Origin of the sequence: Sinorhizobium sp. 22678, from assembly GCF_052044265.1 — a bacterium.
In the GTDB taxonomy this organism is placed as follows: Bacteria; Pseudomonadota; Alphaproteobacteria; order Rhizobiales; family Rhizobiaceae; genus Sinorhizobium; species Sinorhizobium meliloti_A.
The window spans coordinates 20,735-47,633 of the sequence record NZ_JBQEMS010000030.1; the positions used below are offsets into that span (position 1 = coordinate 20,735).

General features: G+C 57.9%; 13 protein-coding genes and 2 pseudogenes. 8 read left to right on the forward strand and 7 right to left on the reverse strand.

Annotated features, from left to right (window positions below; translation table 11 throughout):
- Position 1: 1 nt before the first annotated feature.
- Positions 2-1,543, forward strand: coding sequence for a methylation-associated defense system protein MAD7 family protein (locus ACTJKL_RS28365; RefSeq protein ID WP_440854384.1), 1,542 nt, complete (start codon positions 2-4; stop codon positions 1,541-1,543).
- On the forward strand, positions 1,540-7,005 hold the full coding sequence (locus ACTJKL_RS28370; protein WP_440854385.1) for an FtsK/SpoIIIE domain-containing protein: 5,466 nt from the start codon (positions 1,540-1,542) through the stop codon (positions 7,003-7,005). Before ACTJKL_RS28365 ends, ACTJKL_RS28370 begins: the two co-directional genes overlap by 4 nt.
- A gap of 15 nt (positions 7,006-7,020) precedes the next feature.
- Here ACTJKL_RS28370 and ACTJKL_RS28375 read toward each other — a convergent pair whose 3' ends face one another.
- Genes ACTJKL_RS28375 through ACTJKL_RS28390 form a run of 4 tightly spaced genes read right to left on the reverse strand, consistent with a single transcriptional unit; the run spans position 7,021 to position 13,265 of the window.
- Complete coding sequence (locus ACTJKL_RS28375; protein ID WP_440637080.1) at positions 7,021-7,860, reverse strand: phosphoadenosine phosphosulfate reductase family protein; 840 nt, start codon at positions 7,858-7,860, stop codon at positions 7,021-7,023.
- Entirely contained in the window at positions 7,857-11,165 is a 3,309-nt protein-coding gene (locus tag ACTJKL_RS28380) for a hypothetical protein (protein ID WP_440637079.1), read from the reverse strand. The genes ACTJKL_RS28375 and ACTJKL_RS28380 overlap by 4 nt, the downstream gene beginning before the upstream one ends.
- Positions 11,162-12,085 carry a DUF4007 family protein gene (locus ACTJKL_RS28385; RefSeq protein WP_440637077.1) on the reverse strand — a complete coding sequence of 308 codons (924 nt, stop codon included), beginning with the start codon at positions 12,083-12,085 and terminating at the stop codon, positions 11,162-11,164. Before ACTJKL_RS28385 ends, ACTJKL_RS28380 begins: the two co-directional genes overlap by 4 nt.
- Before the next feature lie 10 nt (positions 12,086-12,095).
- Positions 12,096-13,265, reverse strand: a complete 1,170-nt coding sequence (locus ACTJKL_RS28390) for a cysteine desulfurase family protein (RefSeq protein WP_440637075.1) — start codon at positions 13,263-13,265, stop codon at positions 12,096-12,098.
- Positions 13,266-13,328: 63 nt separating this feature from the next.
- On the opposite strand from ACTJKL_RS28390, the gene ACTJKL_RS28395 reads away from it, so the two are divergent.
- Positions 13,329-13,871: a hypothetical protein gene (locus tag ACTJKL_RS28395; protein WP_440854386.1), complete on the forward strand. Its 543-nt coding sequence runs from the start codon at positions 13,329-13,331 to the stop codon at positions 13,869-13,871.
- Between the two features lie 234 nt (positions 13,872-14,105).
- Here ACTJKL_RS28395 and ACTJKL_RS28400 read toward each other — a convergent pair whose 3' ends face one another.
- Positions 14,106-15,755: a phospholipase D-like domain-containing protein gene (locus ACTJKL_RS28400; RefSeq protein WP_440660742.1), complete on the reverse strand. Its 1,650-nt coding sequence runs from the start codon at positions 15,753-15,755 to the stop codon at positions 14,106-14,108.
- Positions 15,756-15,877: 122 nt separating this feature from the next.
- A complete protein-coding gene (locus ACTJKL_RS28405; protein ID WP_440637069.1) occupies positions 15,878-19,423 on the reverse strand; it encodes an AAA domain-containing protein in 3,546 nt (1,181 codons plus the stop codon).
- A gap of 528 nt (positions 19,424-19,951) precedes the next feature.
- Between ACTJKL_RS28405 and ACTJKL_RS28410 the strand changes: the two are divergent.
- Positions 19,952-20,689 (forward strand): annotated as a pseudogene (locus ACTJKL_RS28410) (IS630 family transposase); the annotation flags it as partial.
- 308 nt (positions 20,690-20,997) lie between these two features.
- Complete coding sequence (locus tag ACTJKL_RS28415) at positions 20,998-22,563, forward strand: carboxylesterase/lipase family protein (RefSeq protein ID WP_440854387.1); 1,566 nt, start codon at positions 20,998-21,000, stop codon at positions 22,561-22,563.
- 545 nt (positions 22,564-23,108) lie between these two features.
- On the opposite strand, the pseudogene ACTJKL_RS28420 reads toward ACTJKL_RS28415, so the two are convergent.
- A pseudogene (locus ACTJKL_RS28420) lies at positions 23,109-23,207 on the reverse strand (ferredoxin--NADP reductase); the annotation flags it as partial.
- A 612-nt stretch (positions 23,208-23,819) separates the two neighbouring features.
- Between ACTJKL_RS28420 and ACTJKL_RS28425 the strand changes: the two are divergent.
- Genes ACTJKL_RS28425 through ACTJKL_RS28435 form a run of 3 tightly spaced genes read left to right on the forward strand, consistent with a single transcriptional unit; the run spans position 23,820 to position 26,820 of the window.
- Entirely contained in the window at positions 23,820-24,704 is an 885-nt protein-coding gene (locus ACTJKL_RS28425; RefSeq protein WP_440637066.1) for an MBL fold metallo-hydrolase, read from the forward strand.
- Positions 24,701-25,033 (forward strand): ArsR/SmtB family transcription factor, encoded by a 333-nt coding sequence (locus tag ACTJKL_RS28430; RefSeq protein ID WP_440637132.1) that lies wholly within the window; start codon positions 24,701-24,703, stop codon positions 25,031-25,033. Before ACTJKL_RS28425 ends, ACTJKL_RS28430 begins: the two co-directional genes overlap by 4 nt.
- Positions 25,034-25,089: 56 nt before the next feature.
- Positions 25,090-26,820, forward strand: coding sequence for a SulP family inorganic anion transporter (locus ACTJKL_RS28435; protein WP_440637064.1), 1,731 nt, complete (start codon positions 25,090-25,092; stop codon positions 26,818-26,820).
- Positions 26,821-26,899 lie beyond the last annotated feature (79 nt).

Consider the following 26,899-nt stretch of genomic DNA (forward strand, 5'->3'; position numbering starts at 1 on the left):
AATGGAATTTCTTGATCGCCCCACCCAGTTCGAAGACCGCAACGGCCCCGCCTACTGGATCGACGAAGCGATCTGGGGACACCGCCTTCATGACGAGCAGTCCCCTTGGCTGACTTTCCTGGAGTTCCTGACGGTGCTGCTGTCGGAGCACCGCGAAGGCCGGGCACTCAGCGAGGACACCTATAACAGCCTTTCATATAAGCCGCAGCTTCAGCTACGTCTGCGCAATCTGGTGTTCAACAATCCTCATGTGATGACTGTTCGCGCCGAAGCAGGGTCAGACGAAGCGGCATGGTCACTTTGGCTTGATAAGATGGCGGCCACGGCAGGCGGCATCGACAAACCGGATTTTAGCTATCTCCGCGATTGTTTCGAGACGTTCGAGGATTTTGCCGCGGTATTGAACTTCCTTCAGGGAACAGCAATCGAGGGGTCGAGCAACAAGCGGTGGAGCTCGAAATTCGTCTTCCCGTTTGGGCCTCATTCGCTGTTCGAGGACGTCAACGTCAAGCCGAACGGCAGCGTGTCGAACGATCGACGGTTTTTCGCCCGCACGGGCGAGATCCTCTACCTGATGTTAAGCAGGAGCAGGCACACCGACGACCTTCGCGCCTTGCTGACGTCTCGCTTTCTCGATCAACCCGCACCCTATGATGCGATGGCGCGGGCACTCCAGGGAGAAATCCAGCTCGCCAAGGCGGAACGCGGTGGCGCCTATCTGCCGTGTTCGCAGCATCCTGTATTTGATCGAATGGCCGAAGATTGGCTTGCAATTCTGAAGTTGCCAATTCCGGGCCACGACGCAATTCCGCACCTTGTGACCACTGCCGGTCTCAATCTGTTTCTCTATCAACTCGACCGGGCAAAAGAGCTGCTCGGTCATTCCAGTGTTGAACTCGTTTGCGAAATCGTATCCCCGAAGAAGTCGGTGGTGCGGGATCTGTCGGCCGACTCCTATCAACAAAACAATATGCTGCCGCAGCTGGCGATCGAGCATTTTATCATGCGGATCGCCGAGACGCCGGCCTGGACGGCTGCGGTTGCATCCGACGAACCCGTCTTGAGAGCCAGTGACCTGATGCAGCGCGAGTTTGGATGGCCAGACGGTGACGAGGATGAGACGGTCGGCGATCCCAAGCAGCTGCTTGACGAACTGCTCAAGAAAGCCACGACCCGGCATAGGCAGCACGTGGGTAAAATTCATGCGACATGGTCGCGCGCAATCGGATTGTCATCGCGCCGATCGAGCCGGCGGGTGCGCTATGCCCCTACCGATCGATTGCTGAAAACCCTGGTGGTGGCCTGCGTCGACAACAGGCTTGAATTCAAAGACTTCCTGACCCGTTTGCATCAGCGCTACGGGATCATCATTGGAGACGCGCAGGCTCGGTCGTTTGTCGATGCCGGGACGGCAGATCAAGAAGACTTTTCCGACAATGCCCATCGCCTTGAAGAACGATTGGCAAGCTTGGGCCTTCTCAGACGCCTATCCGACAGTTGCGCCTATGTCGAAAATCCATTCCAAAGAGAGAGAGCCGAGTGAACCCCTCTGATCTCATTGGCGCCGCCGGCGCGACATCGATCCGTTTGCGTCTTGACGCGCTGTCTCCTGAAGATGGCATGGCGCGCTACCTGCTCGACCGTCTGACCGGCGAGCAGGTGGCTGCGATCACCCAAGCGCTGCTCATCGATGCGAAACTGACCAAGCTTCTGAGAATTGCGTTGCCGCGGAGCCTGGTTTCACCCTTCGGTCTCCCGGAAAGCGTGCTGACGGACGAGCGGATGGTGGCGATCCGGCATGCCGATTACGAAAGTCCAGCGCTTCTTTTTGCCAACACGGATGAGGATCAAGGGGCTTCGCTAGGGGATGTGACTCTGATCGGCGCGAAGCAGCTGACGGAGGAGCCGGGACCTTGGGTAGAGGCCGCCGCCGTCGGTCTCGGTTTGAGCGACAGCCAGATCGCAACCTGGACCGCTGCGTTGAGAGGGCTGACCGCAGCGGATGACTGGACGCTGCATCAGATTGCGACCTACGTCGCCATGACCCGCTCCCGGATTGAAACCGACGCAGTTCCGGTCACGGACGCACTCGGATGGGCTCTGCCGGCACTGCGGCTGCCGCGCGATAGCGGGTACTTCCTCGGGCTTGGCGAACGTGATCGCGAAGTCCCTCGCCGGTGGAAGAAGCTGTTCGAAAAGCTCGTCGCCGATCGCAAACCTCTGATGGTCAAACAGCGTCCCAATCGCCAGATCATCGACAACGAAGAACTGAGAGACCAGTTCGCCGAGGTGCGGGAGGATATTCCAGCGGAGGTGCATCCTGCCATTGAGGCGTTCATCGAGGCCGCGCCGGGGTGGGGCCCAGAAGCGGAAGCACTCAGTTTCTTTGAATGGGAGGCCGAAAGCGTTCTGCAGCTGTTTTCCGGGATCAAGCTGAAGAAGACGTCGCTCGCTCAGGAGACGATCAATTTCTTCGAGTTCACATTTCCCGACCGACTAAGTCCAGCCGACAACGAGTATCTCCGCGTTCTGAAGGGCCGATCGCTGAAGGAGACGCGGGAGGACGATCGCGAATTCTTTGAGGCTCACCGGGACGATCTCGGGCAAGACAAGGCTCTCAGGGTTAAGTGGGAGCGCTTCGTCTTCGGTCGCCCGATCGAATGTACCGATTTCCTCGAAGGCCTTCTGCGGGTTATTGAACGTCTGTTTGGCCAGGTCAACCTTGGAGGCGGGCCGCGCAAACTGAGCATCAAGTCAGCGCGGCGATCACGCAACCAATGGCTCGATTTGAACGCTGATGTTGGCCTATATTTCGGGCTACGCTACAGAGGGTTGCCGCCGCTCCTTGGCGCTGCCGTCGAATGGGACGTACCGTATCTCTTTACCTACGAAGAACTGCTTGATCGCGCGAAAACCCGTCAAAAGAAGTACCGGCGAAATGAATCGACGGCACGAAGTGCCTTGCAAATCAAATTCGATGTTGCCCTAACAGCCGGGCGGGAGCGGGCGACAGTCCAGCTCGTGTGGAGTGGCCTACCGTCAGCGATCGGTTTGGAACTGCCGAAGGATCTCGGTCGTCTCATCAAGCGACCGTTTGGACGCAGCAGCGTCACGCGGCTCTCGGTCAGTCGAAAGGGCGCACTCCAGTCCGTATCTCTAAGCGATACGGGAACGCTGCAGCCAGCTTTCGGACAGGATTCCGGAACGCTCATCCCGCGCACCAGCACCGGTATCGACCTTGCGAAGCTCTTCCCAAAACGCTTGAAGGAGGCGCAAGACGCCGGCCGGATCGCACAAGATGGTGCTGACGACATTGCTGCCGCGTGGAAGCACTTCGCTGCCCTATACACAGACGCCCTTACATCACTGCAGTCATCAGGGTACGCCTCTGCTACCCTCGTCGCCCAAGCCGACGCCTTCGGCACCCTGCTGAACAGCTTGGCCAAAAATGCCATAGGCGACCTCAACCGCCGCGATATCTGGGAGCCAGTGCTCAGGATCGGGACGATCGAAGTGCTTGGAGGCGCACCATCAGCCATTGTTGCACCTTGGCATCCGCTGCGATTGGCCGGTGTCGCAGCCAAAATGCGATCGGTCGCCGGCTTAGCCGACTATCTCTTGTCCGATGTCGACGTGAACTTCGGCGACTCGCGGCTGTTTTTCAGCGATCTTCGCGACGAACTTAGCCATCCGCTCTATCCCGAAATCGCCGTCGGCTATGACGGCAGCGAACCCGTTCTGCTCACGGAAACCAGCACGGTCAACGACTATAGCCTGTTCGAGCGGCCCGTCCGGGATCCGTCCGAGGCAACCACGGACGTTGATCCATCGGAGGCCGCACGACAGATCCGCTCGCTGCTTGAACGCTATCTCGATCTCCAACCGCATGAGCGGTCGAACCTCAGCATCATGCTCTACAACTGCGATGCAGCCGGCTTGCCGCTCGCAACGGTGAGCGCGCTGAGTTCAGTGCAGGACCAAGAAGAAGTCCATTGCAATGTGCTGGTCCGCCACCGCGACCGGGCCCGCTTGTCCGGTGTTTACACTGAGTTGCTAGAACGATCGGAAAACGATCCCGATGCGGTTGTCGTCAGCGAGACATCGCGGAACTTCATGTCAAAGCTTCGCATCGGCGTCATGCTCGACGTTGCGGGCGGGTCGAAGTCGGATGGAGCTCGCGAGATAGACGTGGCATTCCTGCATGACGTCGTATCGCGTCAAGCGCGTGAACAGTGGTTCCCGGTTCCTGCTTTGCCGGATAATCCTTCTTTGCTGGAACACGTGCCAGCGCGCTGGTCCTACCGGCGGGTCACCGCCGAAGATGAGCTCAAGGCGACGAGCTACCTGACATGTCCGCGTCAGCCAGATGCCTGCTGGTCTTACATTGATGCCGTTGCAAACGTTGTTCGACGCCAGTCGCACGTCGAGGGCGAACATTATCTACCGGCTCGTCAGATCTCGTTCCAGGATGGTGGCCTGAAGGGGATGTTCGACGAGGTGCATAACTTGGCAGAGTGGGTTGCCACCTACGACGATCTTCTCGACAAGCGGCAGCTTGCCGCCCAAGGGATCAACGTGATCCGGTATCGTCGCCAACGCACGCATGGCCGCAACATGGTCGTTTCGTCCACATCGGAGCTGCGAATACTTCACGTGCTGGTCAGACGGCGGCTTGCGGAACTCTCCTTGGGTCTTGACGACGATCGTCTTGCGGGTCTCGCGCGGCGAATGATCGAAGACGCCAACGCCATATCGGGCGATATCGTTCTGCGTGCGGCCAAACGGGGCGTTTCAGCAGGAGAACTGATTGGGTTGGTGTTGAGTCGAGCGCTTGTCGAAGAAGAGCTTGGCGAGCGCGCAGCGGTTGCCTGGTTTCTGCTCGACGACTACGCGGAATGGCTCGGACAAAAGGAAGAGGGGATCGCCGACATCCTTGGTATCAGCCTCTCGGCACGCCAAGATGGTCTTCCAAAGCTCAGGGCAATTGTGACCGAAGCCAAATATGTCGACCAGACGGGTTTGGCGGAGGCGAGCCGCAAGTCACGCAGCCAGCTGCGACAGACTGTTGCCCGTATCGATGACGCTTTGTTTGGCGATCCCGGACGCCTCGATCGCGACCTCTGGCTTTCCCGCATCTCCGATTTGTTGCTGGACGGTACGGCAGCACTAGGCCAGGCAAACCTTCTCGAACGGGTTCGAGACGGCATTCGCCGCGGTGCTGTCCCGATCGATTTGCGCGGTTACTCCCACATTTTCGTTTCCGGCCCAGCGACTGACGGCAGTTCGCTGGGAGAGCAGGATGAGTTGCCGGAAATTCAGATGGGGCTCCAGGAAACGTTCACGCGCGAGGGGCTCCGCAAACTGATCAAGGCTTACGAGGCGAAACAGAGCCTAACCGAACTTCGCGCCCAGCTTGGCGAAAAGCATACCTGGAACTCGGTCAGTTATCGTCACCCCGCGCCGCGGGTGGATTGGACGAAGCCTATCAACGAAGAACATTCGATTGCGGGGAGCGAAAAGCCGATCAGCCATGACTATGATCAAGATGACGACGAGGGCGATCCCGAAGGCGGAATTGTTATTGAGACCGTAGAACCGGGCACAAACGGCAATGGTTCGGTCGCCGTGAGCGGCGACGGCGGCGGTCTGTCCGGCGGGGAAATCACCCCCGCCCCAGCTTCGACCCAAACCAAAGACGAAGACCAGCCAACTATCTCACGATCGTCTTTGACGAACACGCAACCGGGTGCTCCTGCGTTGCCGGGCGGCGGCACGGCTGCTCCGACGCCTGACAAATTTCCTCGCGCCGGCGCCGAGATCGGCATTGCCGCTCTCATCGAAGCTCGCGCTCAGAAAGCACGCGAAAACTCGGCAGACGAACGTGAATGGTTGGATAGCACCGCACAAAAGCTGCGCTCCGCACTGCTCGGCTACAATCTCCAGGCCAAGATCGTCGGGACGCGTTTGACCCCAAACGCCGCACTCATCCGTTTTATGGGGTCGGATCGTTTGCGCGTTGAAGACATCGAAGCGAAACAATCATCGCTTCTGACAACACATGGGCTGAGGCTGATCTCGATTTCGCCATTGCCGGGCGAGATCGTCGTCGGCGTGGCCCGGCCGCAGCGACAAGTCGTTTCTCTTTGGGATGTTTGGGGCCGACGGGAAATTAATCGCAATGCTGCGGGCGTGAACACGTCCTTCGTGCTCGGCCTGAAGGAACTTGACGGCGATATTCTCTATCTGAATCTTGGTGGCCCATTCGCCGGCGGACAACAGCATGAGCCCCACACGCTCGTTGCGGGCGCAACGGGGTCGGGGAAATCCGTGCTGATCCAAGCGCTCCTCCTCGACATCGCTGCGACCAACTCCAGTGATCTGGCGTACATCCACCTGATCGATCCGAAAATGGGTGTCGACTATGCGGCAATCGAGAGACTGCCGCATCTGCAGGGCGGCGTGATTGTCGACCAGACGCGGGCGGTTGAGGTGATGGAGGGTCTCGTCACAGAGATGGAGCGCCGCTATGAGCTGTTCCGGTCCAAGGGGGCTCGAGACATTCGAGCGTTCAATTCCAAAGTCGAGCTCTCCGAGCGGCTGCCATATGTCTTCCTAGTCCATGACGAATTTGCGGAATGGATGCTCACGGAAGATTACAAGTCTGCCGTGACATCCAACGTTTCGCGCTTGGGCGTGAAGGCACGCGCCGCCGGCATGCATCTGATCTTCGCGGCGCAACGGCCCGATGCGAATGTCATGCCAATGCAGCTACGCGACAACCTTGGCAACAGATTGATTCTGAAGGTTGCAAGCGTCGGAACATCCGAAATCGCGCTTGGCGTGAAAGGAGCGGAACAGCTCTTGGGGCTCGGCCATCTTGCGGCAAAGCTCAGCGGTGAGCCAGCAATTATGTATGCACAGGCGCCGTTCCTGTCCGATGATGATATAGAAGCCGCGGTGGATGCAATTCGGGCCAGTGACGCCGGCCGTGGTTCGTCTCACTAAGCCGGCCAGATGGGGTCATTTGTGGCAGACGACGCAGCTAGCGGCTGCTTCGTCGAGGCCGTAGACGTCGTCGATCGTTTCCGAGGTTCTGCCGGATAGAGGATTGATCCGCCGGCCGCGTCGCAACCGCTCCCGACGTTTCTCGTAATCGGACTTGATCTGTTCGACCCGTTCGGGCGAGATCAGATCCGTCAGGCTTTCGCCTTGGCTCCACGTGAACGGCGAGCCGTCTCGCAAGGCGGTCTTTTCATAGTCGACGGCCTCGGCAAAGCGATCGGGATGGTGTTCCGCGAGCCGAACCCATTCGATCTTCTGTTGGTAGAAGCAGAACGTGCAGCCGGACCGGGAACGCCATTGATAGTAGGCCGGCTCACCGACGTCGGACTGCTCAAGTATCTCGATGACGCCGGTCCGATCGACCCCTGCTTCACGAAGCGGAAGATGCACCCGCATGTTGGGGTGTGTGGCTTGATAGCCCTCGCGGCTTGGCTCATCGGCGCGGATGGCGACATAGGAGTGGATGATCGTCCCGCTTTCCAGATCCTTTTGCAGCCAATGCTCCAGCGGCCGCAGCTTCAGTTGTCGCGTGCACCAGCGGGTGCGGGGCGAGGGGAGAAAATTGCCGTACTCGTCCAACCAAAAATCAAAGTCGCGATCGGGGTTAAGCCGCTCGATCGGCCGACCCAAGAAGCCTTCAAGCTTATCCAGGAAGCTATAGACTTCAGGCAATTCCTTTCCGGTGTCCGTGAAGAAATACTCGATCGGCAGCTCTGGACGATGCTGCCGCATGTAAACGGCGAGCGCGGCGCTGTCGCGCCCGCCCGAGAGACCGAGGATATGACGTTCCCCACTCATTGCCTGCCAACCTCATCTTCGCCATCGGCTGCCATCATCGCGACCGCACGCGCCAGTGCAGCAAGCTGCAGTCGTCCACTCTTGTTTTCTGATCTGAGCGAAGCCACCAAGCGATCAGCGATTCCTGCGGCGGCCACCTTTTCGCTTTCGCTCAGTTCGAAGCTGCGCATCAACGGCGGTGTCTTTGGGTCGAGGCCGACGACAAGTGCAAGGGCCTCGGTTTGGGAGCGTCGATCTCGCACGATCGCCAAAGCCTCAAGTTCCCGGAAACGGCGCCCGTATCGCGCAATTTCCGTCAGCGCTTCCTGCCGATCTCTGTCCGACCAATTCCGAGCGGGGCGATGCAACAGAACACTGACCGTGCTCTCGATGTCGCCTTTCCCAAGCTCCATCGCTGCGACGCGATCTGCAAAGGCGTCGAAATTGTAATCGTTGGTCAGCCCTTTCAGCACCGATGCGCGTTCCGCGATCCCCACGAAACTCAGCGCATCGATGCCGAGCGCCTTTGCAAGTGCGAGACGCAACTCCTCGAGAAGTGCCGGATAGCTCGCTTCGGCCGCTTGAAGGGCGTGATAGACGATCTCCGGGGCGAGCTCTTCACCGAGAGCAGCGGGAAGATCGTCAAACAGGAGACGCTCGGGATCATCCGCCTTCATCACAATCCCGCGGATTTTCACGGCCAAAGGATCAAGGTTGGTCGTACGTTTTGCGAATTGTGAGAGCTCTTCAAAACGCTGAAACAGAGCTGCGGCGACAGGCAATGACGTGCCGTGATGGTCGACGCCGAGCAGCTGCGCGAGGCCGCTGAGAAACGCGGTTTCGCGCACGGACCGGTCAATCCGCCTCAAACGGAAGAGACCAGGCTTCTGCAAAAGCTTGTCGACGACGACGTCATCGATTGCTGTTTGATACACTCCGTCGATATAGACCGCGACGCTCTCGCGCTTGGCAAGTATGTAGGCAAGCGCCAATACCGGCATTACACCGGCTTTGATGCCATAGGGCGGCCGAGCCCACTCCGCATAGACAGCATCGAGAGGATTTTCGCCCGCAAGGTCGATTACATCCCACGCAGGGCGGAGCGATGCTCCTTCTTGGCTATCGTCTGGTTCCGAAAAGCCAAACACGCCGGCCTTGATCTCTTTGTGCAGTCCGAACGGTCGAAGCAAGGTAAGATAGAGGCCGAGCTCTGCAGGATACTGGGTCATTCCCAGCTGCTCATGCGCATACGAATTGACCATTGCGTGAGCTAGTTCGCGCAAAGCTGCCATCGAATTTGATGACGGTTTGTCGCGCTGGAGCAACTCGCTTTTGATAATCGGCGCCTTGGCGTAACCGGCGTCAGCCAGCGCGCTTGCAACGACCGTCAACGGCGCGCGGACGGCTTGGCTCGGGTGAGGCGCCAGATACCAGCTTGCGTTCTCAAAAGCCGTTTCGAGCGCGCGATGAAGCTGATCGATGCAGTGGGATTGTCTCGCGGCAATCTCCCGCCTTGCGATCCGGTCGCCCTCCAGCTGCGGATGCTCACGGAAAACGCGTTCGACCGCCAACAACTCCGCAGCCGTTGACCGGAGGGCAAAGCTGTCATTTGCCCCGCCTACGGCAATCACACGCCCCTTAGTCTCTAGCGCCTTAGCCGCCTTATGGGCCAGTTGGTCGACGGATTTCGTCGTCAAAGAACCGTCGCCGAGAAGCAATAGCAAAAGGCCACTGCCATGAACCGGGCGGGCTAGTATGCCGCTCGTCAAAGACTCGATCGTGTCGTTCGGGCCGACGACCTGCAGGGCTATCTCAAAAGTCCTCAGCGCGCCTTTCTGGAAGTAATGCCGTTTAGCCGTGGCAAAGCCCCAACCGACGCGGCGCGGAATGTCCGCGAGCTCAAGTGAATCCGCCGGTTGGATAGCCCGGCCAATGGCTTCCTCAAGATCGAAGTCGCTGCCGGCAAACAGTGCATATCCGCCAAGGCGTGGCTGCCGGATCAGGATAGCCCAATCGACGAGATCCTTGATCGCTCTGCTGATCGCTTTGTTCCCGAAGCCGGGTACCGACGCGTTCAAAAAGTCGTCTGCGAGCACGACGCCAGAACCGTTGCGGAAAAACTCGATGATCGCGGCCGCTTTCGTCAAGGCAACATGCAAACCGGTTCCTTTGACGCCGGCCCGCTCGATTGCTTCGAATGCGAGGCTGAAGCGGTTGCCGTCCACACCCGCCGTAAGGGCCATTCCGAAGTTGGCAGCAAGATAATCCCAGAGCATCGAGGGGTCGTACGTCCCGCCCTTAAGATCGGTCGTCTCCAGAAACTCCTTGAAGCCGGAGGGCTCGGCGGAACTCAAAAAACCGAAAACGCTCCGCTCGTTCTGGGCAAACCGCGCTCTCGAGATCGGTCCGAGCAGAAGCGCGCTCACCGGGTTAAGAGGCCATGTCTGCTCAAGCGCTTCCGCGAGCACATCAACGTCAGTCGGGCGGCGTTTGGCGACCGCTTCAGCAACAACGCGGGCGCCGGACGCATCATAATCTGGGCGCTCAGCGGCTATGGCCCGGCCGAGCAGCGCAACCGTTTCGTCCGCACCCGAAAGAAACGCGATGTCCTGGTAGCGGCCTTGGACCTTACGCCACTCCTGGCGCGCGTCGCGGGCAGCGCGCGCTGTGTATTGGTCGAACGACTGGTGGAGAATGCCAATGACGACCAAGCGGCCGTTGCTGCGCGAGGCATGCTCGGCGAGATCCTGCAGCAGATGGACATCACCGCCCTCGAGTGCCTCGTGCTCAAGAAGTTTGCCGAGTTCGTCGAGGATGAGGAGGGTTCCGCTGGACGCGCCTTCGCCGCCCACTATCAAAGCTTTGATGAGTCGGTCATCGCTTGCTGCGAACTGTGTCGCGGCGTCCGCCGACCAATTGAGCGCATTACGTGCGGCTTCGACGACAGCGTCCCGGAGGCGTGTCCGACTGCCGGTAACGGCGACGACTTTCCAGGGGCCGCTGGTTTCCGGGAACGCCTGATTGAACAGCGTTGAAAGAGGCTCTCCCGCAATATCGCGAGCAATTTTCCGGTTCTTCTTTGCGCCGGCGACGAGGTTCGCAAGTAGCAAAGCAGCGCTCGACTTGCCACCGCCATAAGGGCCGGTCCAAGTGTAGGCGCTTTGATAGTGGTCTCGCTGGCTCTCCCCAAGAGTGCGCAGAGCTTTTGCCACACTTGCCTGTAACACGTATCCGACCAATGGCGGCGTGCCGTTCAAGTCGGCATCGAGCCGGGCCGATCGCGCGAAACGGCGATCAATGGAAACAATACTGGCAAGCTTGCTCATGCTGCGATCTGATGGTCAGGTTTGCGAGGATAGGCGAGAGAAAGAACCGTCGTCGGATCGAACGCGGCCGTGCGTTGAATCTGGCGAAGACCGGCTGTGTCGACCCATTGCCACGCGCCTGCAGTCAGATCGTCAAGCCGCATCAGTCGAGAAATAACGCTGTCTTCGTCGAGTTTGAAAACGCGGCCTGGCGAGCCTGCTCCATAACAAATCTGTTCAGCCGTCAATGTGGTCGCGCCGCCGGATCGTTCCCAGAACTGACCAAGCGCGAACGCGAAAACCGCGTCATGAAGGCCGGGCTTAGGGCCACGAACAAACTCGTACCAGCCCCCAAGCCGAGCTTCCCGGATCAACGCAAGCTCGGCTAACAGAGGCTCTGCCGCGTCTTCATTAAGTGTATCTGCGCGCCGCACATAGCTGCGCAAGAAAACTTCGATATCGCGCTTGAGTGTTCCGCGCGTTGCCCGCCATCGGTTGTTCTCCACTAAGGCCATTAGCTGGTCAAGCAACATCGCCGGATCGAACTCGATCGCGTTGAGCAAATTGAACGCGTAATAAGCAGTTGTCGTCATCGCCGGCGTGCTAGCGATATGCCAATGAGCGAGCCAAATCGTCGATGATTGCTCAAGATACGGGTCGAACCCATCGTCAGAGAGAACGGAGCTACCAAGGTCGGTCGGAGCGATGATGCGATCGACTTCAGCGAAAAAGCCCGAGGCGAGAGCCCAATAGCGCATTGACACGGCCATATTGCGCCCAACGCCAAATCGGGTTATTGCATCTTGTTCCTGGAATGTTCTCGAATCGGCTCCGCCGCCAATTGCATCGAAGGCTTTCTTCAACCATAGCAGTCGAAGCGGGAACGTCTCGTGTCCCGCAAACTGCCCTCTCGAATCGATCTTTATCGTAGCGCGTCCCATGAAGGGGACCTTACTGGTGAACCTCTCCAGTTTCAAGGCGAGACAGCGCGGCGGCATCAACAATGTGGCCGGCAGCGGTTAATATCTCTTCCGAATTCTGGTAGCGATTACAGAGAATCCGAATAACGCCACGAGCGTCCGCTTCAGAAAAACCAATAGATTCAAGAACATGAGAAGTCTTGATTTGTCCTGAGGTGCATGCCGAGGCTGTTGAAAGCGATACGTGGCGGCCGATGCGGGCACAGAGCTCGTCCGCATCGACGCCGAACAACTGGATGGACGCTGTGCCTGGAACCGTTGGCGCATCGCCGCTGACCCGACGAAAGCGAAGCTGCCGTTGTTCGAGCATCTCAAGCAAGCGCTCGATCAACGCCGAGCAATGCTCTTGGTCGGATTCAAGTCGATCTCTCGCGAGCCGAGCTGCCGCACCGAAGCCCGCGACGAGTGCGACCGGCTCAGTTCCCGGCCTCATACCGCTTTGCTGGCCACCACCCAAAGTCAGTGGAAGCGGCTTCGGCGCCGATGCTGCAACATACAATGCCCCTATGCCCATTGGACCATAGCACTTGTGGGCGGAAAGGGTGAGGTAGTCGACTTCAAGCTCAAGGACGTCGACATCGATCTTGCCGGCTGCTTGTGCAGCATCGCTGTGGAAGAACGCGCCGCTCTCATGCGCTAACACAGCAGCTTCCTTTACCGGCTGAATGACACCGGTCTCATTGTTGACCATCATCACTGATGCAAGGAGGAGATCTTGGTCGACGAGTTTTGCAAATTCGGCAAGATCAAGCCGACCGCGACGATCGACGGGAGCAATGCTGACGTCGAACCCTTCGGACTGCAACGCATGAGCAGGCTCCAAGACTGCCTTATGTTCGACTGCCGAAACGAGGACGCGTTTCCGGTTTGGTTCGAATCTGCGAGCCGCGCGCGCCACGCCCAAAATGGCGAGATTGTTAGCTTCTGTGGCGCCCGACGTGAAGGTGATCTCGCTTGCGGTGGCGCCGATCAGGTCGGCAACGGATTTGCGGCCCTCTGCAATCGTGCGTGCGGCAACCTCGCCTGAAACGTTCGGCGAACCCGCATTGCCCGGGTGCGCCCAAACGGCAAGCATCGCGTCGCGAGCTTCAGGCGCAAGCGGTAGAGTGGCAAAACCATCGAGATAGATTGGGTGCTCCATTTCGAAATCTTCCCCACTGGGCTCGCGTTGGATGTTAAAGAGAATCGAACGATGAGGTTTCAGATGTCGAACCATATAGCGAATGAACTACAGCAAGAGAATTCTCATAATCGCAGCGCCGCGGAACATATCCGGATAGCTGATATCTATCGAGAGCAGTATGCGCACTTCCGCTCAATGAACGACATCTTGTACAAGATCCCTCCGCTTTTTACCGTCGCGCTAGGAGGCTTGTGGTATTTTGCGGTCTCTCAGCTGAAGACCGATCGAGTTGTGGCAGCGGGCATCTTTTTCTTTTGTGTGATTCTGAGTATTGCGTTCATAAATATCATGGGGAGATTTGGGCGCGCCTTTAACGGATATCTCAATAACCTTAATAAGTTCGACGGTGAATATCGGGTGACCTTGAAGCCGTCCAACTTGCCTTCGACTGTAAAAACAATCCAACTTCTTCTTGGGGTTTCAGCGATCGTTTCGATTATTGGCGTGGGCCACGCGATCAGGACGCAGCCCCTGCATTCGACGCCCGTTGAAGCGTCGGTCGACCAAGCTACTAAGGGCGGCATTTCGCAGATAGGCGTCGAGGAACCGCATCGAAGCCAGTAATGTCCGTACGCGCCGAGAGGATTCGAGGGTTCGACTATCATCAAGAGCAGTGCTCGCAAACCAAATCAGCTCGGCCACGCGAGGGGAGGCCCTTTCAGCAGTGAAAGCCTTAAGCTGCTGTGCGTTTCGGTCGTTCTCGACTAACGCGCAGGTTCCGAAAGTAGCCGTTCGACGAAAGGACACAATCGTTCACTGGATGGCGCTTTGTTAATTACACAAATCACCGCGGTTGACTTAGCCGCCCCCCGCGGCGACTGTCGCCGCCTCAAATCGTTCCAGGAGGATGCGTCCCACACCGGGGGAGCGTATACAGATGCCGATTTCCTGGCGCGGGTTGTCGTCCATCGTGTCAGCCGAAAGCCAGTTCTGGCTAGTTATGACAGCCACGTCATCGTCCCAGGTGAGGAACTTCGCGTGTAGTCGCGGGCGATGAACAGGCCGGATCCGAACGCCGACCTTAGCCGCTTCGGTGGTCAGCCGCGCGATGTCGGTCGCCGTGATTGCGCCGCTGTCCTCGCCGTAGAAAAGACGCACATCCAGATCGCGAGCACGTTTCGAGGCCGCGAACACGGGTGCCAAGATCAGGTTGTTCGCCGCGCCTGCAAACCGGTGGCTGGCGATGACGAGGCTCTTATCGGCAGTGTCCCTCGCCTCTCGAACGAGTTCGGCATGGTCAGATCCCAGGAGAACGCAAACGCTGGCTTTGCCTTCGTGCTGCGAAAGCTGGCTTCGCAGGTTGACGGCGAGAGCGACGAGGTCGCTCGTCAGATTGGTCCAGTGACCGTTGCCGCCCCGCGATAGCTCGGCGACCTGATCGATGACATCGGCGACCAATTGATAGTCGCGCATGCGGACCGAAACTTCGAAGCTCGAGAAGCCGCTGTAAAGCCAGTTGCACGATCCGACCAAGGCGATCACGCGGTCGGGGGTGCCGTCGTCGGCGAGCACGATCTTGGCGTGCGATCCCGTCGAAAACGGGTGGATCGTCAATCCGTCGAGCCCTTCAGCTTCAAGCTCGGCTCGCAGTTGTTGGACAACCTTAGCCGTCGAACGACGCTCGTCAGCATTCTTGTCCTGACCCCAGAGGATGTCGACCTTCACGCCCAAAGCGACGGCTTTGCGGAAATCCGGAAGCAAGGCGGCGAAGCGCTGGGCCGACACGAAGGTTGAGTGGATCAGAAGCCTGTGCCGCGCCCGGCTAATCGCTCCCCTAAGTGCGGTTTCGTGTTCGGCACCGCCAGCAATCAGGTCGTTCGTCGTGAAAGCGACCTTGCGGATTGGCGGCGTGATCTGGGCGCTCTCGGATCCGGCGAGCGACGTCGGCGTGTATGAACGCTGTTGGCCGCCCGCCGACTTGGCCGACATGGCAGCCGCCGCACGCTTGATCTCCTCGATGAGCATCGCAGGGGTGCGGGGGCTCATGCCTTCGGGCTGTCCGTCCCTCACCGGCACGAGCGCCCATCGCTTGGCGAGGCGGTTGCCGTAGGGGTCTATGCCAACGAACTTCTCGTCGGCTTGGAACAGCGCGTCAACGAGCGGTCGCACCTCTTCGATAAGCTGTCTTGCGGGGCGCTCGATGCGCACGATCGGCTCGCCTTGCTCTTCTCTTTTCTCAACGACATGCTCATGGACGAAGGGAAGGTCGCGGCTTCTGAACAGCGTCCCCGTAATCTGGTCGATCACGAACGTCATGTTGCGGCTCAAGCGCCGGGGGGCCGTCGGTAACTGATCGTAATCCTTCACAATGCGGCCTTCCGGTGTGATCTGGAATTGCACGGCAGATGCCGATTGCATCATCTCGACCCAGCCCGCGCGCATGAGACGGATCAGCGCCTCGACGATTACGCGCTCCGGGATGCACGCCCGCTCTTTAAGCGCATGCACGGAGGTTGATCCGCGGTCCAGCTCCCACAGAAGCAATTGCTCCAGAACGGTCCACGGACGGCCTTTGTCAAAGTGAAATTTGCGGCGTCCCTGTAGGACGGGAATGGCGACGCGGATGAGACTCATTTTCCACCGACCAGACGTTCAAAGGGGATGATCACCGCTTTGCCACGCTGCCGCTCGGTCTCCAGCGCCTCCAAGAACCGGCCCAGGAATGCGGCTTCCTGCAGAGCCTCGGTGCCAACGTTCGACGCGATCGTCGAGCGTATGAATTCGAGCGAACCGATGACGTACAGGTTTGACTTTGCCCGGCTGAGGAGGACGTTCATCCGGCGCGGGTCACTGAGAAAGCCGAGCGCCCTGCGAAGCGATGCATGGTGGTTATTGCGGACGAGGGACACGATGACGACGTCGGCCTCGTTTCCCTGAAACGAATCGACCGTGCCACAATAGCGATCGGCATCGATCGCCGGTGACAAGTCGCCTAAAATCGGAAAGCTCGCCCGGTTGTCATCGAACGCCGCCTTGAGTCGGCGCACCTGCTCGCTGTAGGGCGACAGGATCGCCAGGGTCGGCGGCTTTTCCAGGCTTTGGCGAACCTTTAGGAGCGATAGGATCTGCCGAACTGCCTCAACCTCGGCGGGATTGTGCCACCGTGGCCGGCGCTCGGCGTCGCTCGCTTTCATCCCAACGGTCGCTTGGACCCATGGCATGTCGATGAAGATAAGCGGGGCGTTCGGGAGCCGCTTGCTGTCGCTGGAGGATACCGGTGAAGGTGCGCCCGTGATCCGCGCTGCCGCCTCTTCATGCGTCTTGAGCTCGTTGTCATAGAAGCTATGGGACACGACCTCGGCAAGCGCCGGGTGCATCCGATGCTGCAACGTCAGTCGCTGAGCGAGCCGGCGGGCCTTGGGCTTGTTCTTGTGGACCTTGAACTCGTCTTCGATCATCCGCTCGAAGAGCAGGATCTGACCGAGTGCCAAGGCGCAGAGGGCGGGGAAATCACTCTGATCGGTGTCGACCTCGTCCAGAACCTCGTCGGTCGACATATCGCGAAGCGTCCGGCCGATGAATTCGGCGCCGGCTTCGAGAGCCTGCGCAACGGCTTGCGGATTCGCGAGCAGCTGCACGATTCGCTCCGAACCGAAAGGCGCGAGTTGTTTGTGGTCGCCAATCATCAAGCGCCGATAGGACAGCAGGAGAGGGGCAACTAGCTCACCCCCTGTCGCTTTTCCTGCCTCCTCGACCATGACCCAGTCGAATTGGCCGCGCTCGTCGAGAAGGCGCTCCAGCTCGGGCGAGTTGGTGGTTGCAAACAGCAGGTTCGCCCCCCGAACGAGCAACGCCTCCATGGCCTGGCGGCCTTGGGTGACGCTCGATCGTTCTTCTTTGGGTTTGGTGGCCACGCTCGCTTGCAGATCGCCGAGCTGCTTGCGAAGTCGTTGGGGCGCCTCGGCGACGAGCGGACTCGCGGCGAGCTTTGCAATCAGCGACTCGGTTTGGCGGACGACCTCGAAATCGCCGGCGTCATCCTTGTTGTCCTTGGATTGACTGCGCACGATGACGGGCTCGCGGGGATGTCCTTCGAGCGCCTCGGCGAGTTCATCCATGAGATGATTGACCGCAGCGTTACTCTGGGCCGTCAAGAGCAGGCGCGCGGAGCTGTTGTCGGCGAGCGTGTCGAGGACCAGGTCTCTCACCAACCGGGTCTTTCCGACCCCCGGCGGGCCCTGGACTAAAAACAGGGGGATGGTCGATATGATCGCGCCGAGCGCGGAGCGTTTCGATTCGTCGAGCGCTGCGAAACGCTCGTCCGACTTCGCCACTTCATGTGAATCGAGGATCCTCGACCGTGGGTCGTCGAGCATGCGAAGCAGTTCGGAGTGGTCCGCGAGCGCCCTCAGTGCCCTGAGGCGGCGGCGCAGCTGGATGTCGCGGCCCACGAAATCTGCCGGCACGAGCGCCGCGTCGCGGAAGTTGGTCGGCCTTTCGGCGCCGACAAAGATATAGGTCGGCTGCGACGCGCCTTGCTGATCCTTGCGGCTGAACTTCCACGACGTGTCGGAAATTTCGCGGTCGCCGACCTGGCGCGCTTCGGTCAGCACCCAATCCTCAATGCGCGCATCGCCCATCATCACGTCCTCGAACCGCTTGGCCGGCGGCCGGAGCCCGAGCGCGATCGAAAGTGCGTCGCGCTCCGGATCTTGGCGGGGCACCATGGCGACGCAAACTTCCTCGCCGTCCGCGCTCGCAGCCCCATGGGCGTCGACCACCTGCTTTATGTCGACTGGATAGACGTCGGCGGCTGCGTAGAGCGCCTCAAGAAATTGCGTGAGCGCCAACGCCTGGTGAACGCGCTTCGCCCTGTCAGGCTTGGCTTGTTCCTCATCAAGCTCGCGCCGTAATTGCTCCCAGCTTGATAGTTTCCCACGCAGCCTCGGAAATCTTGCGACTGCGTCCCGCTGGTCCATGATCTCGAGCGAGCGGGCCTCAAGCTGTACCTGTCCCAAAATGTTAACCGCGGCTGCTTCGGTGGCCTCTGCCCGCTCGCAATACGCCATCTCCCACGTTCCTGGCACGCCCGGCTTTTGGATGTACTGCGTCAGTGAATAGGTGAGCAGTGTGCCGGCGAGCGTCAATCTGAATGGCTGTGCTTCATTCTTTATCGCGAGTAGAAGCGGCGCGTCGCCGAGATCGGCGCGAACGAATCCAAGCATAGCTTCGACGTCATCGACTTCTACGTCATTACCAGAAGCCTCGCGGATACGTTGCGCAAATGCTCCGGCGAAACGGAAAACTAGATGAAATTTCGCTTCCCGGCCTGCGGCGCTGGCGCCGAGATCACGGAGGATTTCTTGAATTCGCAGACGTACGATTTCGCCGTCGAGCCGATCCAGCCGCTCGATCCGGATGAGCTGTCGCAGAAGCCTGACTTCAGCAGAAGACAGGTGGTCTGCTACATCGGAGGGAATGATGCGAAGGTCAATGACCCGCTTCAGGTCGGCTCCCAATAATCCTGCAGCCAATTCGCCAAATGCTCGCCAGTCCTCGACAAATGATGCCGGCGCGCCGGTCTTTGTGCGTGTCGCGCTCGGTGCGTTCGCTGCGCCTGCAAGCCTCAGCGACCACTCGAAGCCAGTGAGCTGAAAATCAGGTTCGCTTCCGCCAGACGCCAATATCGACCACTGGTCGATATTGCGATGCAGAAGCCCTTGATCGTGGAGTATCTCCAGCGCGAACGCAATCTGCGACAGATTTTGCCAGAGCAGCAGCCGATTGCGGGTGATGCGCGGGTTCTGCAGCCAATGGTTCGCTTGCCGATGCTGGAGAAGCGTTGCCAGCGGTTGGCGTTGGCCGAGATCGAGAACGAGATAGAAGCCCGAATCGTCGAAGCCGGCTTGCAGCAGCGTTGCAATCGACGTCGACGCTCCGGGATATCCCCCTAAACGGTAAAGATGACGCACTTCGTGCTGCCAAAGTTCACGAAGCTCTTCTTGTCCTTCGCCACTCGCACGTGGCCACGCTTTGATGAGAACGTGATTTCCGCTCTCATCGACACCAAGTGTTAGTGAAGGTCGTCCTGATTTTCGATCCGCTCTCTGAAGGTCGCGATCCTCGAGCTTATAAGCTGACAGGAACGTGCCTTTGCGGCGCGATTTGATTGCCATACAATCCCCCCCCTTCAACTCAAGATAGGCGATGTCTTTTGATGAGAATAGAGGAGAAGCTGCTGAAATAGCTCCTCCAAATGACATTCGCGGCAAGTTCCCACCATTCTTTCGAAGAGTCCTATCGATCAATGCTGGCCATGCAGCCCGATTACCAGTGCCGCTGTCAACTGAGTGACTGCTGTAGATCCAACTGGCACTCGCCTCACTAGGTCCGTTTCTGAAGCTCACCAAATGCAACCTGCCTCTCCGGTCACGGTACCAAATCGGTTGTCCCAGCTAGGCAAGTTCTTGGTTCGCCTACGAATCTGTCACAGAGGGAGTTAGGAAGAGCGGGGTCGCTCGTTCGGATCCGTTCAAGGCGCTCAACCTATTCACGCCGACCGAATCGACTCCGTTTCCAGCTTGGCGAGGTTAGCTAACACCGTATCCATTCCACGGCGCGCCTAAACAAGGCGAGCATGTCGATTTCAGAGCTTAAGCTTAAATCCAGGGATGAGCCGGTGCGCTGGTTCGAGGTGTTCACTGATGGCAAAGGCTGTGGGGATTGCGGCGTCCTGTCGTCAAGATCTGGTATGAGCATGGTCTCGCATCCGATCGGTGGCGCAGCTTCAAACTATCGAACGACAAAGCTTCGCCGAGAAGCTTCACGATGTGGTCAGCCTCTACGTCTTGCCGCCGGCCCATGCGATTGTCCTTTCCGTTGATGGGAAAAGTCAGATCCAGGCGCTGGATCGAACCCAGCCGGGTCTTCCCATGAAGAAGGGCCGTGCCGGCACGATGACTCATGATTACAAGCGCCACGGCAGCACGACACTTTTCGCCGCCCTGAATGTTCTCGACGGCTCCGTCATCGGCGGCAACATGCAGCGGCCCCGGCATCAGGAGTTCATCCGCTTCCTCAACACCATTGAGGCTCAGTTGCCGAAGGATAAGGCGGTTCACGTCATCCTGGACAACTACGCCACACACAAACAGCCCAAAGTCCGGGCCTGGTTGGCGCGGCACCCACGCTGGACCTTCCACTTCGTTCCGACATCCTGTTCCTGGTTGAATGCCGTCGAGGGTCTTCGCAAAACTCACCCGTCGTCGGCTGAAGAACGGTGTCTTTCATTCGGTCGGTGATCTTCAGGCAGCCATCAACCGCTTTATCAAAGAGCACAAAAAGCCGAAGCCATTCATCTGGAAAGCAGACCTGACTTCGCAGCCGTCAGACGTGGGCACCGATTGTTGGAATCAAACCGTTCGCCGCTCCTCCACGTATGACTTCTTCGTTACTTTGACCACGTCCGAGCGTCGCCATTGACGCCGAAGACGGCCCGACAAAATATTTCATAACAGCTGTAATATTTCACTTGTCATTTTTCCTTCGCGCCGTAATGTGATTTTACAGTCGCAATTGGGGGAAATGGCTGGATCAGCGATGCCTTTACGCGTCTCTAGGTCCCCTTATCGCTTAAAGCGTCCGTTTCAATATTACAATTGATCTAAAACGTTTGACCCGCCCTCTCTCGCGGGAGGGTGTCTGCACGCTACCTCACCTGACCCAGCTGAAAGTGAAAGGAACGTACAAAATGACCAAACTCGGAAGGCATGCCATCGTGATCGCCACACTATTCGGACTGATATCGGCTGCTCCGGTGTGGGCGGATGACTTGTCGATCGCCGATACCTCACAGGGAGCCTTCAAGGGGATTGCACACGACAGTTACGTGGAGTTCCTCGGCATACCCTATGGTCAACCGCCAGTCGGTGAACTCAGGTGGAAGCCTCCTGTGGAAGCCGTAAAGCACGAGGGCGAATTTTCTGTGACCGAGGTCGCTTCAAAGTGCGTCCAGTTGGAGTTCAAGGCGGTCGTGGGGTCTGAAGATTGCTTGTATCTCAACGTGTTTCGCCCGACGGCGAAGAGCGATACGCTATTGCCCGTGCTGTTCTTCATCCATGGTGGCGGGCTAATGCGGGGATCAGCGGACCAGGCGAACGGAGCAGTGCTCGCCACCGAAAACAATGTGATCCTCGTTTCAATAAACTACCGCCTTAACGGGTTCGGATTCTTTGCTCACAATTCAACGCTCGACGCCTCCGGCGTCCGTTCGGCCAACTATGGTCTGCTTGACCAGCGGCTCGCCATGCAGTGGGTCCGGAAAAACATTAGAGGTTTCGGCGGCGATCCCGATAACGTGACCATCTTCGGGTATTCCTCCGGTGCCATCTCCGTCCTTGCCCACCTAGCTTCGCCGAGCTCGAAGACGCTATTCCATAAGGCAGTTTCACTTAGTGGCGGTTGGTATCCAAAGGGACGAACGCTTGCGGAAGCCGAAACCTCTGGTGAGAAGGACGCCGACGCGTGGGGCTGCAAAGGCGATCGGAAAGCGGTCCTAGCATGCCTTCGGTCCCAGCCAATCGAGGCCGTGGTGAAAGCGTCCACACCTCCTGGTGAATACGAGTTTGTCCCTCTCGTAGACGACTACATATTGCCTATGTCCCCGGAGGACGCATTTGAAAGCGGAAACTACAACAAGGTGCCGTTCATCACAGGCGCGACCCAGCACGAATACAGCAGATACATGTATGGCGCCGGCGAGAAGACGAAGGAAAACTTCGCCGAGGACGCGGCGAAATACCTCTCACCATATTCGAAGCCCAGAATCGATGCATCCGCGCTGGCGAAGACCTACGATCTCTCCGCCTACCCAAACCCGACACAGGCTTATGCGGCCACCGCAACCGACTTCATGATCGCATGCCAGCATCTCAAGATGGCCGACGATATGGTCAAATACGACCGCAGGGTCTGGGCTTTCCAGTTCGGTTTCCAGGGTAACCCTCCGCCGCCGTTCGACGTTCCCGCCTGGTACGGCGATATCGGCAACTACCACGGCGTCGATCACGACTACTGGTTTGCGAAGTTCCCTGATTCCTCGTCGCCTGACATCAAGAAGCTATCGGCGGAAATGCGGTCCTACCTCACAAATTTTGCGCGAGCCGGCGATCCCAACGGAGCGGGTCTGCCTGTATGGCCAACACTGGCGGACAAGCCGGAAACAGTGTTGAACTTCGCCAAACCAATTAATCCGGAGTGGAACGTGAAAAGCGAACACCATTGTGACTTCTGGAGCAACTACGAGCTCCAGCTATAGGCTCCAGCGCCGCCTCCAACAGAGGTGGGTAGTACCCCGCCTCTACCTTCAAGTCTCGTAAGACACAATACCGCGCTGTTATATGATAACTTCGCTCGCGTATCGGATTACGAACCGTAGTTGTCATTGCAACTTTGTTTGGTAGGTTCAGATAGGAAGGACATTTTCTAATATATGCACCCACCATGTAGGCGAAGCCCCAATACGTCCTTCTCGACGCTCTCTACTGAATGAGGCCTTCCATGAACCATTTGACGACACCATTCGACTTCTTAGGTCACGCCCGGCGGCTACTCTCGCAGTGCTCCAACTGGCGAGCTGCGTATCGTCAGCATGTCCAGAGTGCTGCGAGAAAACGCGGCCCAATTATAGTTCTGGATGGTTGTGTATGGATTTGCGATTCGGCAGAGGACTTCCCGGATGAGTTCGGCTCACCAGCCACCTTTCCTGAGCAAATTAGACTAGCGAAATGAACGCAGCTGGAAAAACGAGGCTTGTGGCGTCCGTTCCAGCAGAAGTTTATGCCGAAACGCTGCCTCCTGTCGAGGCTTCTCACTGACCATCAGGTCGATCATCGCGAACTCGCCGGAGTGGAAACGCAATCTGACCGGCCGCGTCATGCGGAAGCGGAATAAGCGGGCGGTCTAATGCTGGGTCTACCGCGTCAATTCAATCGCCATCCACTTGGACGAACAGCTGGAGTTCTTCTCAAGCGAGGTGCCGAATGGGCCGCTCGCCTGTCACCTGTAAGCGATCAAGTCGAGCGAAACGGTGCTGGGGCGCAGGAATTCGACCGGCACGTTGGTGCTCTAACGCTGAAAAGCCACAGAATATTGAAGGCCGAGCGTGGGCTGATCGTCGCCGGTCGTTTCGCATTCGGAAGAAACTATTGATGTATCGGCCCAGCATCCTTCGAAGATATGTAGCCCCTGCGATCAATGATCTGCGGGTATAGCCGATCGGTGTCCTTGCGCGAGACTACGATCCTGCTCGATGAGCGGTTCCACCGAATTTACATCAGTACCATGACGATTGGCATCCAGTTGCGAGATTGTAAGCGGATAACAAATTATCATCAATGGACGTTAATGCGCGCACGGCGACGGCAAGAGCCAGTTCACACGCGAACTGCAGCGGGATGGTTTCGATCGATTATCCCTAAAAGATAATTTCAAGAATTCGATTGCATTATTCCGCAATTGTCTGCATCTTTTAGCTTCGACATTCCTGTATCGTCCGATAATGAGGAACCGCTGATGTCCGCAAGCCCGGAAGTTTACGGCTTTTTTGATCCTGTAACTTTTTCAATTCAGTATGTCGTCGTCGACGCGGCAACGATGAAGTGCGCAATTATCGACCCGGTGCTCGACTATGACGCCAAGTCCGGCGCGACGTCCACGACACATGCTGACAAGATTCTCAAGTTCATTTTGGATAGAGGCTACGAGATCACTTGGATCCTCGATACCCACCCGCACGCGGACCATTTTTCGGCCGCCGCTTATCTGAAGGAAATGACCGGCGCACCCACTGCGATAGGCGAAATGGTTGTTAGTGTTCAGAATTTGTGGAGGCGTTTCTATAACTGGCCCGACTTTCCTGCAGACGGATCGCAGTGGGATAAGTTGTTCGCCCATGGCGAAACCTTCAAGATCGGAAGCATCGACGCCCGGGTGATGTTTTCCCCTGGTCATACTCTTGCCTCGATCACTTATTTGATCGGAGACGCCGCTTTTGTGCATGATACATTATTTATGCCGGATTCAGGTACAGCTCGGGCGGACTTCCCCGGAGGTAGCGCACAGCAGCTTTGGAGCTCAATCCAGGACATTCTGGCCCTACCAGACGAAACCCGGATTTTTACCGGTCATGACTATCAACCAGGTAATCGCGAGCCGCGGTGGGAATCGACAGTCGCCGAGCAAAAGTCGAAGAACATCCATATATCCGTGTTCAAGACCGAAGCCGAGTTTATCGCCGCCCGAGTCGCTCGTGATAAGACACTAGCGATGCCGAAGCTGATCCTGCACGCGCTGCAAATAAACACAAATGCTGGGCGGCTGCCGCAACCTGAAGACAACGGGCTGCGCTATCTTAAGATACCGATTAATCTGATTGGAGGAGCAGCGTGGCACCAATGACGCGTTTGTCCTGCGAAGCCGCAGATATGAGATCGAACGTTGATGAGGCCTCCGACTTTTTGAAGAAGTTGTCGCATCCGGACCGTCTGCTCGTGTGTTGCGCGCTCGCCGACGCGGAGCGCTCCGTGCGCGAGCTTGAGGACCTTCTTGGAATCCGTCAGCCTGGGCTTTCGCAGCAGCTTGCCGAGCTGCGTAAGATCGGCCTTGTCGCTGCTCGCAAAGAGGGCAAGCAAGTATTTTATCGGTTGAACGACCCACGGGTAGCGACGTTCATCACCACGATGCACACACTCTTCGGCAGACAACACGAAGCGTCCTGCGCCTTGTAAAAAATAGGTGTCACTATCGCAGAGTGGCTTGTCTCATTCTATCTTGCCGGATTATCATGAATCGCCTCTCCCGATATCTACCCATCCTCCAATGGGGCCGTACTTACGACGGTACGATGCTGACCAGCGACTTTCTTGCTGCCGTTATCGTTGCCACCATGCTTATTCCTCAATCGCTGGCCTATGCGATGCTGGCCGGACTACCCGCGGAAGTCGGGCTCTATGCGTCGATCTTCCCGCTTGTAGCCTACGCATTGTTTGGAACAAGTCGGACGTTGGCCATTGGACCTGTCGCCGTCGTGTCACTTATGAGTGCCTCAGCGATATCGGAGGTTGCTGCACAAGGCACAGCCAGCTATGTTGAAGCGGCTCTTGTACTGGCATTGCTGTCAGGGTTCATACTACTCGCGATGGGACTGTTCCGCCTAGGTTTCCTAGCGAATTTCTTATCGCATCCCGTTATCTCTGGTTTCATAACTGCAGCGGCTCTGTTGATCTCAGCCGGGCAAATTGGCCACATTATGGGCGTCAAGGGCCGTGGCGACACGCTGCCCGAAATCGTCTATGCGTTGGCCATTCAACTTGGCAATGTCAATCCTGTGACCTTTGCAGTTGGAAGTTTGGTATTGATCTCCCTCTATGCCTCTCGCAAGGGTTTGAAACCGATGCTGGTCATGGCGCGAATGCCCGCGCGTCCAGCAGAAATCATTTCAAGGGCCGCTCCATTGGTCACAGTCGCAGCTACAACGTTACTTGCCACTGTTTTCGATCTTGGTGCTCATGGCGTAGCACTCGTGGGCACCATTCCGGCGGGACTGCCGTCGTTGGGCTTTCCCCACATATCGCTCGACCTGATCGCCACGCTAGCCATGCCGGCCTGCCTCATCTCAGTCGTCGGTTTTGTAGAATCCGTGTCAGTGGCGCAGACGCTCGCCGCAAAGCGACGCCAGCGGGTCGATCCTGACCAGGAACTAATTGGCCTCGGTGCAGCCAACGTCGCAGCTGGTCTCTCGGCGGGCTATCCGGTTACCGGTGGCTTAGCCCGCTCGGTGGTCAATTTCGAAGCCGGCGCCGCCACCCCGTTGGCGGGTGCGTTCACTGCTGTGGGCATTGCGGTCGCTGCAATGTACCTTACGCCACTACTCTCCAATCTGCCACGTGCAACTTTGGCGGCCACCATCATCGTCGCGGTGCTGTCTCTGGTAGATTTCGCCGCGATGCGACGCGTCTTTCTATATTCCAGATCTGACTTCGCGGCGATGGCTGCAACTCTCGTCGTCACGCTCGGCCGAGGTGTGGAACTCGGCATCGTAGCCGGAGTGCTCCTCTCGCTACTTCTCCATCTTTACCGAACCAGCCGACCACACATGGCCGTCGTCGGTCAAGTTCGCAACACGGAACACTATCGTAACGTGGACCGTCACTCGGTCGCAACCTGGCCGGAAATCCTTTCAGTGCGAGTTGATGAAAGCCTATATTTTGCCAACTCGCGCTATCTTGAAGACCAGATCGCGGAGATGGTCACCAACCGGCCTGCGGTGAAGCACGTCATACTGATGTGTTCGGCCGTGAATGCTATTGACGCGTCTGCGCTGGAAAGCCTAGATGAAGTAGGCCGCCGGCTCACCGAAAGCGGAATCGGCTTTTACCTTTCAGAGGTGAAGGGTCCGGTAATGGACCGGCTTAAGGGAACCGAATTCTTGAGCAGTCTAAACGGGAAAGTTTTCCTCAGTCAGCATGAAGCAATCCAAACACTGACCAAGCTGGAATATGAACCATCCCCATGATTGTCGGCGATTACGGAGTAAGCGGTCAACAGATGGCGTCTGGCTTGAAATTCCAGGGCATCGCGTTTCGATTTCGGCT

Excerpts from the sequence above, each read along its gene's own strand:
- ACTJKL_RS28435 (WP_440637064.1), top strand. The coding sequence starts at position 25,090 with ATGAATCGCCTCTCCCGATATCTACCCATCCTCCAATGGGGCCGTACT.
- ACTJKL_RS28385 (WP_440637077.1), bottom strand. The coding sequence starts at position 12,085 with ATGGGACGCGCTACGATAAAGATCGATTCGAGAGGGCAGTTTGCGGGA.
- ACTJKL_RS28395 (WP_440854386.1), top strand. The coding sequence starts at position 13,329 with ATGTCGAACCATATAGCGAATGAACTACAGCAAGAGAATTCTCATAAT.
- ACTJKL_RS28430 (WP_440637132.1), top strand. The coding sequence starts at position 24,701 with ATGACGCGTTTGTCCTGCGAAGCCGCAGATATGAGATCGAACGTTGAT.
- ACTJKL_RS28365 (WP_440854384.1), top strand. The coding sequence starts at position 2 with ATGGAATTTCTTGATCGCCCCACCCAGTTCGAAGACCGCAACGGCCCC.
- ACTJKL_RS28415 (WP_440854387.1), top strand. The coding sequence starts at position 20,998 with ATGACCAAACTCGGAAGGCATGCCATCGTGATCGCCACACTATTCGGA.
- ACTJKL_RS28425 (WP_440637066.1), top strand. The coding sequence starts at position 23,820 with ATGTCCGCAAGCCCGGAAGTTTACGGCTTTTTTGATCCTGTAACTTTT.
- ACTJKL_RS28405 (WP_440637069.1), bottom strand. The coding sequence starts at position 19,423 with ATGGCAATCAAATCGCGCCGCAAAGGCACGTTCCTGTCAGCTTATAAG.
- ACTJKL_RS28390 (WP_440637075.1), bottom strand. The coding sequence starts at position 13,265 with ATGGAGCACCCAATCTATCTCGATGGTTTTGCCACTCTACCGCTTGCG.
- ACTJKL_RS28380 (WP_440637079.1), bottom strand. The coding sequence starts at position 11,165 with ATGAGCAAGCTTGCCAGTATTGTTTCCATTGATCGCCGTTTCGCGCGA.
- ACTJKL_RS28375 (WP_440637080.1), bottom strand. The coding sequence starts at position 7,860 with ATGAGTGGGGAACGTCATATCCTCGGTCTCTCGGGCGGGCGCGACAGC.